The organism is Phycisphaerae bacterium (assembly GCA_035275405.1).
Lineage (GTDB): Bacteria > Planctomycetota > Phycisphaerae > UBA1845 > UTPLA1 > DATEMU01.
The window spans coordinates 185,285-196,418 of record DATEMU010000014.1 but is presented as its reverse complement, the minus strand read 5'-3'; the positions used below and the strand labels follow the sequence as shown (position 1 = coordinate 196,418).

Annotated in this window: 8 protein-coding genes; all 8 read right to left on the bottom strand. The window is 61.3% G+C overall.

Features of this window, described 5'->3' with window-relative positions:
• Nucleotides 1–99 precede the first annotated feature (99 nt).
• The 8 genes from VJZ71_17330 to VJZ71_17295 all read right to left on the bottom strand — a co-directional run bounded on the left by VJZ71_17330 (nucleotide 100) and on the right by VJZ71_17295 (nucleotide 10,546).
• Nucleotides 100–486: a DUF5615 family PIN-like protein gene (locus VJZ71_17330; protein HKQ49840.1), complete on the bottom strand. Its 387-nt coding sequence runs from the start codon at nucleotides 484–486 to the stop codon at nucleotides 100–102.
• A complete protein-coding gene (locus tag VJZ71_17325) occupies nucleotides 483–710 on the bottom strand; it encodes a DUF433 domain-containing protein (protein HKQ49839.1) in 228 nt (75 codons plus the stop codon). Before VJZ71_17325 ends, VJZ71_17330 begins: the two co-directional genes overlap by 4 nt.
• A 63-nt stretch (nucleotides 711–773) precedes the next feature.
• Entirely contained in the window at nucleotides 774–2,234 is a 1,461-nt protein-coding gene (locus VJZ71_17320) for an RtcB family protein (protein ID HKQ49838.1), read from the bottom strand.
• A 3-nt stretch (nucleotides 2,235–2,237) separates the two neighbouring features.
• Nucleotides 2,238–2,654 carry an archease gene (locus tag VJZ71_17315; protein HKQ49837.1) on the bottom strand — a complete coding sequence of 139 codons (417 nt, stop codon included), beginning with the start codon at nucleotides 2,652–2,654 and terminating at the stop codon, nucleotides 2,238–2,240.
• Nucleotides 2,655–2,747: 93 nt separating this feature from the next.
• A complete protein-coding gene (locus tag VJZ71_17310) occupies nucleotides 2,748–4,889 on the bottom strand; it encodes a choice-of-anchor tandem repeat NxxGxxAF-containing protein (protein ID HKQ49836.1) in 2,142 nt (713 codons plus the stop codon).
• A gap of 402 nt (nucleotides 4,890–5,291) precedes the next feature.
• Nucleotides 5,292–6,764, bottom strand: coding sequence for a hypothetical protein (locus tag VJZ71_17305; GenBank protein HKQ49835.1), 1,473 nt, complete (start codon nucleotides 6,762–6,764; stop codon nucleotides 5,292–5,294).
• A 238-nt stretch (nucleotides 6,765–7,002) separates the two neighbouring features.
• The gene (locus VJZ71_17300; protein HKQ49834.1) at nucleotides 7,003–7,746 is read right to left on the bottom strand and encodes an acylneuraminate cytidylyltransferase family protein; all 744 of its coding nucleotides are present in this window, start codon (nucleotides 7,744–7,746) and stop codon (nucleotides 7,003–7,005) included.
• 232 nt (nucleotides 7,747–7,978) lie between these two features.
• On the bottom strand, nucleotides 7,979–10,546 hold the full coding sequence (locus VJZ71_17295) for a thrombospondin type 3 repeat-containing protein (GenBank protein ID HKQ49833.1): 2,568 nt from the start codon (nucleotides 10,544–10,546) through the stop codon (nucleotides 7,979–7,981).
• Between the last annotated feature and the right edge of the window lie 588 nt (nucleotides 10,547–11,134).

The window sequence follows — 11,134 nt, the reverse complement described above, 5'->3', positions numbered from 1 at the left end:
CTGGCAGTTGGCATGCTGGAATAACGAATGTCGTGTGGAAAAAACGGAGAAGGAAGCCTCTGAACATCTACGGACATGTTAGCTCATTGCGCAGGCTGACTATGCGGGCGGTGTTCGCTGTCCTCTGTCTTTGGGGAGTCTCCGAATGCGATGACGTCCCGGCTCGATCACCAGGAATGCGCCGCGCAGCTCTTCCTCCGAGTAGAGCGTCAAGACTCGCGCAAACTCGGCATGCACCGAATTCTGCGTTGAAGGGAGAACGCGGAGATAGATCACGCCCGCGCGATCGCCCTGAAGGAAGACGAGGCCGCCAAAGTCCCGATCCCGTGTTACGAAGAGGCATTCTTGTGCGTGCGCTACTTGGAGCAGTTCGGCATCATCGGCCTGCGCCAACCCGATCTGAGCGACCGGCCTCACTTCGTGACCAAGTTCTCTCAAGAATCGCACGGTGGTGCCGTAGACATCCTGATCGGTCAGAAACTTCATGACGGCGTTAAGCTGATATCTTCAAGCGATACGACGTCGATGGCATATTGGATACAGGCCCGAATGTCTTCTGGTGTCAACTCCGGGTAGTAATCACGAATGAGGTCCGAAAACCCGATCCCCTCGCGGACCAATTCCAAAACGCTCTGTACGGGGATACGAGTGCCCACCACGCAAGGCTTGCCGAAGTGAACCCCCGGGTCGACTGAAATTCGTTCGCTCATAGGACTACCTCTCTAAGAGCATAGTCACGGAAGCCCAAAGTACGCAAGCAGGTGGCCAATCGATCATCCCTTGATCACCCCAATCGGCCGCAAGCGCGCGACCTTCTGACTGATCCCCGCTTCGTGCAAAACGCTGACGACCTCCTGAACATCCTTGTATGCGTCCGGCTGCTCCTCCTCCAAGCCTGTTCGGCCGCGCGCTCGGGCATAGACACCCCTATCGGCCAGCTCGCGCGCGATCGACCGACCCTTGCTCGCCCGGATCGCCGCGCCGCGTGACATCCGCCGGCCGGCGCCATGACACGAGCTGCCGAACGTGTGTTCCATCGAGCCCGGTCGCCCGACGAGCACATAGCTGAACCGGCCCATATCGCCGGGCACCAGCACCGGCTGACCGATCGGTCGATAGCGCTCCGGCAACTCCGGGTGACCCGGCGGAAACGCCCGCGTGGCTCCTTTGCGATGCACGCAGAGTTCAACCTGACGGCCGTTCACGTCATACGGTTCCATCTTGGCGATGTTGTGGGCCACATCATACACGAGCGTCATGCCCAGCCGCTCAGCAGGCATCTCAAAAACCTCGGCGAACGACTCCCGCGCCAGGTGCGTCATGATCTGCCGATTGCACCAGGCATAGTTCGCCGCCGCCCGCATGGCCCCCAGATACCGCTGCCCCTCTGGTGATTCGATCGGCGCACAAATAAGTTGGCGGTCAGGCAGCTCAATGCCGTACTTCTGCGGGACGTTGTGCAATTCCTTGAGCGCATCCTCGCAAACCTGATAGCCCAGCCCGCGCGAACCGGAGTGGATCATGACCGTGAGATACCCCTCCGCCAGACCGAGCACGTCCGCCGCCTGGGGGTCATCCACGCGATCGACAACCTGCACTTCGAGAAAATGATTCCCGCTGCCCAGCGTCCCGCACTGCGCCGCGCCGCGTTCAAAGGCTCGCTGCGACACATCATCCGGGCACGCATCCGGCAGACACCCGTGCGCCTCCGTCACCTCGACGTCGGAGTTCCAACCGAGACCCTGGCCCACGACAAATCGCGAGCCTTGCTCCATCAACTTCTTCAGGTCGCGCCGTTGAAACTTGATCCGACCGCCCTGACCGACGCCGCAGGGCACATTAGAGAACAGCCGATCGACCAGCCGTTCCATCCGCGGCTGGGCATCTTTCAGCGAGATATCCGTGCGAATCAGCCGCACCCCGCAGTTGATGTCGTATCCGACGCCGCCGGGGCTGATGACGCCGCCTTCCGCCGGGTTCGTCGCCGCCACGCCGCCAATGCAGAATCCGTAGCCCCAGTGAATATCCGGCATGGCCAGCGAGTACTTCACGATGCCCGGTAGACACGCGACGTTCGCCACCTGCTCCGGCGACTGGTCGCCCCGAATCGCGTCGATGAGCGCGTCGTCCGCATAGATCATGCCATCCACGCGCATCCCCGCCTTGTATGACTTGGGGATCCGCCAGCGGCATGGATCAACGCGCTCCAGCGGACCAGTGAATGCCTCGGCCATGGTTCAAATGTCCACGATGATGGTCGCTTCGTATCCGCCGGTCACGGGCCGGATCGCCAGTTCGTGATACGTAATAGCCTTCACCTCACGGTAGTACACGGATTTCGCCTCGTCTACGGCGAATTTCCGGCCACGAACACTCAGTCCTCCCGCGTTGAATGCGCTTCCGCTGGATTCTACGAAGCTCTGATCCCGCTCGAATAGGATTAACAATTCCGTAAGGTAATCTCGGAGAAGCAGCGCGGAGTCGTCACCGGACAAATCGAGTGAGAAGGGCTGGGGCGAGTCCTTCGCCGCCAATTCACCGATGACCGCGTACAGCCCGCGCGCGGCGGGTTCGATGAGGCCGTTCATGTCCGGAGCAAAGACACGAATACCCACGTCCGCGGTATGATCGAAGAGTTCAAATCCCGCCTGCATGGGCGCGGTTGTAACCGTACAGCCCCGGCTTGCAAGCGCCCCATCGACGCCGTCGGCTGATCCTCACGTGCAGCACGCGTTTGATTACCCCTGCTACGGGCAACTGGCCGCGAGACACGCCGCCAACGGTTGGATGTCCAGGTCGTCCACCACGCTATCCCCGTTCATGTCGCCATTGTCGATGTTGCATGCGGGAAACTGGATTGGGTATCCGCCGGGATCGAGCACCGCCGTGATGAACGGCCCGACGTCCAGGCCATTCACCCTCCCGTCACAATTCAGATCCCCCAGCCTTTGCGGAATCGAAGCGAACGAGGCGACAAAGACTCCGCTTGAGCCGTCCGTGAAATTAATCTCGAACGCCCGCTCCTCCGCATCACTTTGCCCGGCGCCGAGCGTAAAAGACGCCACGGTACGAAGTTCCTCCCCATCGATCAGCACCTCGCCACCCGGCTTGAGCATCTCGTCCAAGCTCCCATCCGGATTTGCTCTGAACAGTGATGTCGTGTCAGGAACAGCCGGCCCGGCGTATCGGCCCAGGAACAATACATGCTCCCAGTTCGGGTTCACATTCACCGCGTAGCTGAGTTGCAGGAACACCGCGCCGTCCACGCCGGGCACCGGCTCATTCACGGCCGCAATTAAGCTCATCTCCCCTGGCAGGTCCCACCATATTCCAATCGTGTTGTTCAGGGGATCGCCGTCCAGGACCGCCGTCGCAATGAAGGCAATCTGGTTCGCATTGCCCAGGTCGCCAAACAGAAATGTGCGAAAGGTGCCATTGAGATGCTCCAGCCCCGGCGCCGGGTCGCCGGGATGTGGATTCACCGGCCCGCCGGGCTTTTCCGGCAGGCTCCGCGACCCCGCGAAGATTAGTTCGAGTGACCCGTTGCGAGTGGTCCAGATCGAGCTCTTCGCGTAGAAGTCCGGGCTGGTAATCCGCGCCCCGAATAGGAGGGCGCCGTTGTCATTGTTGCGCACGGGGATGTCGTCCTCGTCTCCAAACGTGGTCAGTCCGCCAAGCTCTCCATTCCCCCCGCTTCCGTAGAAGACTCCCGCGCCTGCTTGCGGCGCAGGATCACCCTCGCGAAGCAGAAGCTGCAATCCGCCCGGACCATCCGCCCAAATACCCTCGTCATTGTTTTCGTGGATCGTGGGGGGCAAAGCATCAGTGCACTGAAATCCAGCCTCGGAGCAGCGTGGGTCGCTGCAATCCACACCGTTCTGCCCGCTGCCATCGCCGCAGCAGAATCGCTGACTGGGATTGCCGGAGAGGACTCCGCGACAATCGTCCGGGCATGAATCACAGTCCTCCCCAGCCGCGCTCTCGCAGATTCCATTACCGCACGCCGGATCCATGCTGTCCAGATATGCGTTGAAAATCACATCGCCGTTCACATTCGCGTCCCAGCGATCAACCGAGCCGAAGAACGCCAGCGATGTCCCTTCGCCGAAGAACACGCCTGGCTCAGTGCCCGGCGCCGGCAGCCCGTCCGTCGCCAGCACCTCGAAATCGCCGGTCCTGTTACGCCACAGACCCTCCGCATTTCCGCTGGCAGACGCCGTGAGCGCATTGACCAAAATGGAATGTCCTCGCTGCACGAAGACGAAATCAGTGACTTCGTGGCCCGGCGGGCTTCCCGGAAGCGAGTCCTGACTTCGCAAGAGAAACTCCAGCGCCCCGAAACGATCGGTCCAGACGCCGAAGAGGTCCGTCCGGTCTGCGGTCGTTGCCAGGAAAGTGACCTTCCCGTCATGCATCTCCGGCGTCGCCGCGAGTGGAAAACTGTCCGTTCCGGGAAAGCCGGCGAACGCGAAGTTGAACGGCGGAGCGGGATCCCCGGGCTTGACTATCAGCTTGAGCTGGCCGCCCACCTCGCGAAACAGCCCCCGCTCGCCGAAAGGAAACTGGTCGTTGGGGATACCGTCCTCGTCGGCGAACGCGTGAAAGGTCACGCTGCCGGCGTTGTCGATCGCAGGCGGCGGGTCACCGAAAGGCTCGCCCGCGGGTATGGCCCCGAACGCCGAAAACAAAAGCCCCTGTTCCTCGAACCCCGGCGCCGAATCGCCCGGCTCGGCAACCTTGCGCAACGACAAGAGTTCCTCGCCCACGACATCCTGTGCGATGTTCAGGGCAATGCCCCACAGGACGATGCAGCTGGCTATTGCGTATCGTCCAACTCGTCGAGTGAACGGGGCATTTGGACACACGATGACTCTACTGGCGCGCACCATGAGATACCCCTTTCTGGTTCTGTTCTCAACCGCTGGATTTGTTTGATTGAGTCCGCCCGGCGGCATTCCGCATGCCGTTTCCTTCACCGCTATCCGGGAAGCGTCTGAAGCCATCGGCCGCGTGTCTCCATGTGGAAACATACAAGCCCCTTAGCGCATGTCGCTACGTCAATTGTACCTTGCAGACAACCGGCAACTCGGCCTATCCGAGATTGATCCAAATCCGGGCGCATCGCCTCAGAGAGTCTCTAGAGGAGGATCACCCCAGCTAGATAGTCAGGAACAGTCACCGGATGATTAGGGACAATTGCCACCTATTTCAGGGCGGCCTGCATGGCGGCGGTTGTGCCGCCGGGAGGGGTTGCTGCAACCTGATGGGAATTGTTCCCAGCGCGAAAGGAATCAACAGCCCTCGTTCAACACGCAGTCGGCGAACGGCTCCATATCGTCGGCGTCGATCACGAAATCGGGCGTTCCCTCGAGATCGCCCGCGCATTTCTCCTTCGACGTCGCTCCTCCGCCAACCAGTCGATCCGTGAAACGCTGAATATCGAGTGCATCGACGATAGTGTCGTCGTTGAGGTCCCCCCGCAGGCACGTGACGTCCGAAGGCACCACCGTGGACGCCGTTTCATTGTTGACGGCCTTGTACTGACCGAGCGTAAGATCGCCCGTGGTCGGCGGCAGGTCGCAGTCGAAGCGGAAGTTGTAAAGCGTCCCCCAGCGCAGCGCATTGTCGTCCGCGGGCGCGACATCAACGACGACCCACTGAATCGTGCCGCCGCCGACGGTGTTGGCCCAATCGGTGCCGTCCGTCGTGATATTCCCGCTGCCGTCGCCACTGTGATAGTCCACATCGTTAAATCCGACGTTGGTAACCGTGGCGTACGGCGACACCGGCACCTTTACTGTCCTCACCGAACGGTCCGAGTTCAGATTCTGAATCGCGTATTCGTAGTGGTGAACGCCCCCGCCCAGATCGGTCGCCTGCGCGGCGACGATCACGAGCGCCGTCATTCCGCCGGCTTCCTCGACGATGACGTCCGTCTCCGTGACGGTCGGGTCAAAATCCTTCCAGGCGCGAATCCCCGGCTGCTGGCGCTGCGTCGATCCGATTTGCGTGAAGGTCCATGCCGCGTCACTGCCGCTCACCGCGATCGGGCGATAGGAAGCGTTATTATTCTTGTTGTTGTTGGCGGCATCATCCGCCGCTACATACTGAGCTTCAACGTAGAATCGAGGCTGAGACGTGATCGGCTGGCCGCCGTCCGAAACCGCCAGGTCGGGGGTCTTGATCTGCAACCGTCGAGCGACAGTGCCCGCCCATGCGGGATTGGCAATGGGGTGAATATGCACCCCGGTCGTCGCGTTCACCTGCCATTTGGGGCCGAGCCCCGCTTGACTCGCATTTCGCGTTGAGTTGTAAGGATCGGAACAACCGACGCCCAGGTGTGTGCCGTCGGTCCCGGAACAGTTATTGCAGCAGGCGTTCTCACTCAGGGCGAAGAAGCCATGCTTGAGCCAGCTTTGACCAAGCTGCTCAAAGGTGTTGTATCCTGCGGCCTCGCGACGGAGGCGGAAAAAGTTCTGACTGATCACCGGATGATTGGCGTTCGGCGACTGCAGCCAGTTGAGCCAGAACGTCCCGATGTTGCAGGACGTCGTCCCCACCGAAAACGCCTCGATCCCGCCCGCGCTGGTGAAATTCGAAATATGCGGCGGGTTCGACGGGTTGTTCCCCAGCTCGCCGACGATCACATCCGCGTTCGTCGACACCTGACATTGCCCCGAGGCGCGAGGGGGCGTAACCGCCGCCATCATCGCCAGACTCAACGACAAGATAGAGAAGTGGATTCGAGGGTTTCGCAAATCCATGCTGACTCCTTTGGTCAAATCGAAAAGGCTGACAAACCCGCCCAACTCGCGGTATTGCTGTCGATGCCCAACCTGCAAAAACTTTGAATTCCCAATGACGAGAGCTTACCCCATCCCGATTACACGACCTTAGTGTATCACTTCCGGAACAAGCGAACAAGGGTCCGCGTCCTAAAAAACGGCGAAAAAAGTGTGTTTGCCTTCGCACAGCGCGGCCGACCGCCAAATCGGCTCCTGCTCATGCCCTGGCTGCTCCCAACACAAATTCTGCCAGGCGCAACTCCCATTCCCGGTCAATTTGCAGCGATCGCTCCACCGGCATCTCATACGCCCATGCTCCCGCCGGGCACAGGGATTTCGTATTCGCCAGCGACTCCCGCCGGTTCACGTAGATCGCCCCGTTGAGCGCATACGCCGCCGGCAGGTCCTGCCGCCGGGCGTAGGCCAATGGACAGGGAACAAACTCCTCCAACCGGCCGTCAACGGATAGCCGCCGAACCAGATAAGGATGATCGTGTGTTTCGCAGACGCTGACGACGGCATCCGCATTTCGCGCCCGCGCCAGACTCACGGCCGCGTCGATATCCCCCGCCGTCCGCAGCGGCGACGTCGGCTGTAGCAGCACAACATAGTCCGGTCGATAGCCTTGGTGCTCGTCCAGCCACGCCAGCGCATGGAGCACGACATCGATGTGCGGCGATGCATCGCCCGCCAACTCCGCCGGTCGCAAGAACGGCACATCGGCCCCCCAGCGCCGCGCCGTCTCCGCGATCTCGGTATCATCCGTCGAGACCACGACCCGATCCAGCGTCGCCGCATCTCGCGCCGCCTCCAGCGTCCACGCAATCAGCGGCTTACCCGCCACAACGCGAATGTTCTTCCCCGGAATGCCCTTCGACCCCCCTCGCGCCGTAACCAGCCCCAGGCACCGCGGCGCGGCGTCTTGCCGATCGGTCGTTCCGCTGTTCGATCCTTGGATCAAAGGCGTTCCCTGTTGAAGACCTGGCCGTAGTGGGGCAAGGCGGCGAGGTTCCTATCGGCGAGCAATGAGCGGACGGATGAACTTGAACCTACATTGCGGCGATGCGTAGCGCGATGGTAATACTGAAACGCGGAGGCCTGCCTCATTGCCATAGCGTCCGGCGCCCCTGCCGGACGTCCAAACCGTTGACGTTGCAGTTGAGATTCAGGCCCGAGCGTAGCTGGCCTAGGTGTCAGCATCCGCCAAATTGCAGGCAATCGACGATGAACTGGATGTCTTCGCCGTCGGTGACCTCGTTGTAGTTCAGGTCGATCCGGTGCGCGCCGCCCGGCGGGCTGGTCTCGATCCCCAGCAACGCGTCGACGATACAGTCCAGGTCGCTCTCGACCGTGAATGACCCGTCGTTGTTGCAGTCTCCCGAGATCCAATAGGTGTGCACCGAGATCGGATCGGTCAGGACCGTCTCCACGCCGTCGCGGTTTCGCGCCTTGACCACGAACTCGTAGTCCGTGTCCGGCGTCAGGCCCGTCGCCGTCGCCATCGTCCCCTGCACCCAGACATTGAGCCCCGTATCGCCGCCCGGCGTCAGCGAATCGAAGTACAGGCCCGATTGGCCCTCCGTGAGATTGCTGAATGTTCCCAGCGCCACGAGTTCAACAAAATCAACTCCCACGACGCCCGTGGCCAGGCCCTGCGGCGATTCGATGGGTGTGGAGAGGAACACCTCCTCCGAAAAAGCCGTCTGGTTGGGCGTCGGCGTCACACTGTCCTGCGCCGCGACCCGATAGGAATACGGCATGTTCACCGAAAGACCGGTGTCAGTGTAACCCACGCCCGGTTGCCAGCCGCTGCTCGTTCCGCCGGGCGAGGCGCTGGTGCACTCGAACATGTACAGAACCGGCGGCGTGGTGGCGTCGGTCGCCGTGGTGGCCGTCATCGTGATCGACGTCAGGCCCAGCGGTGCGGGCGGCGACGCGAAGGTCATGGGATCGGGATCGGGAGGAAAGCAGTCGACGGCGGGGCTATTCGGACAATTGTCACAAGCATCGCCGATGGTGTCGGAGTCCGCATCCTCCTGTGCGGGATTTGACACGTCGAGACAATTGTCGCACACGTCGCCGTCTCCATCGCCATCATCGTCCTCTTGTCCGGGATTAAACACACCTGCGCAGTTGTCGGCGCAATCTGGCACCCCGTCCGAGTCCACGTCTACATCGGGGACGCCGCAGCCGCAGGCCCCCGGCAAGATCTTGTTGGGGTCGTTCGGGCAATCGTCGCAGGCATCGCCGGCGGCGTCGCCGTCGGCATTTTCCTGGCCGGAATTGGAGGCATCCGGGCAATTGTCGCAGGCGTCGCCGATCCCGTCGCTGTCGGCGTCGTCCTGTCCTGGGTTCGGCGTGCTGGGGCAGTTGTCCGATGCATTCGGCACGCCATCCTCGTCTTCATCATGTTCACAGGCGTCGCCGATGCCGTCGTCATCGATATCTAATTGGTCCGGATTCGGCGTGTTGAGCGGACAGTTATCACATACGTCGTCCACCCCGTCGCCGTCGCGGTCTCCGAATACGTAGGCCGAGCCCGTGCCTGGGTAGCTGCTGTTGTATTGGTAAGTACCGACTATCGTCGTGTCATCGGAGATCGAAACAGAGACACCGAACTCCTGGTGAGCGGACGCATCGTAAGCGACGAGCCTGCTCGTTTCCGTCATGTTGATCCAACCCGTGGGTGGCTTGGCGAAGACGTAGGCTGCGCCTTCGTTTCCATCGCCCTCGAGCCGCGCACCGACCACGGCTTTGTCGGCCGAGACCGCGACGGAGAAACCAAAATCGTCTGCCGACGCATCGGAGGGCGTCAGAGTGGCCTGCTGAGTCCACAGGGTACCGGAGCGGATGAAGACATAGGCTGAGCCGGCGTTGCCCGCCAACCTGGCCCCGACCAGCGCCGTGTCGCCCGACAGCGCCACGGAGTAGCCAAACCAGGCCGCGTCGGAGGTGGTCAACTTGGCCTGGTGGGTCCACACCCCACCAGAGCGGATGAAGACGTAGGCCGAGCCGGCGTTGGACCCGCCCGCGTGGTCGTCGAGCCAGGCTCCAACCACCGCCGTGTCGGCCGACACTGAGACGGAGTGGCCGAATGCGTCTCCGATTGCTCCATCCATTGCGGTCAACTTGGCCTGCTCAGTCCAGATGCCACCAGAGCGGACGAAGATGTAGGCCGAGCCGGGGCCCTCGGTCTTGAACCCCGAGTTGTCTCCGTTGTCCGCCCCGATAACTGCCGTGTCGCCGAAGAGCGCTACCGAGTTGCCGAAACTGTCATACGGCGCTGCATCGGAGGCGGTGAGTTTGGCCTGCTGAGTCCAGACGGTTCCGGAGCGGACAAAGACGTACGCCGCTCCAGCGTAATTTCCGGCGGAGACTGCCCCGACCACGGCTGTGTCGCCATCGATCGCGACTGAATGACCGAACCGGTCCTGATATCCCTGGTCAGTGGGCGTCAGCTTAGCCTGCTGAATCCATCCAACACCGTCGCGGACGAAGACATAAGCCGCACCACTGAGATACGGAGTACTCGGGGGGTCGTGGCCCCAAGCGCCGACTATGGCCGTGTCGCCCGAGACTGCAACCGAGTAGCCGAAGAGGTCACCGTTCACCCCGTCGTTGGCGAGGAGCTTGGACTGGGCAAGTTCCTCCGGGGTGCATTGGCCGTGTACGGACGTGGTCTCGGCGAGGAGTAGCAGAAATCCACACGCCGCGACTCGCTGGAAGCACGACACTTTCAATTGAAAAGTAATCGGGTTCATGGGATTACCTCCACCATGTCGCCAATAACGTAGCCCTCGACGTGTTCCGCGATTGTACCACACTTTGGGGGTCACAATGCCGATTTTCGATTCCTTCCTGTTCCGCGTGCGTCACCGCGTCGGACGCCATGCTGGGGAACGGGGGGCCCTTTCCCAAAATTTATTTCTTCCAAGTGCGGGCCAAAAAGTAACTTACATTTTTTTTTGCGAAAAGCGCGGACATGAGGGAGCGATGAGCACGAGTACTGGGCAGGGGACAAAAAAAGCTGCGAAGCCGCCGCATTGGTTCAGCTTACGGCTTAAAGCTCATAGCTTACGGCTCGTGAGATCGGAGATTCCCCACCCATGCATCGAGGATTCAACTTTGTCAGCCCAATTCAACCACATCGTTTTTTTCTCTGCGCGCCGCCCGCCCTCGCGCTCTCAAGCCTCAAGCCTCAGGCCTTCAAATTGCGCTCGTTGGCGCTCGTTTGCGCCTCGAAAAAATCTGCGCCGCTGTGCTGCATCCCCATCCGCGCCGATCGGCGCCATCTGCGGATCATTGTTCGTTCAATTTCGCTCAATTTCGCCCCCCCTCCCCCTCCTGGG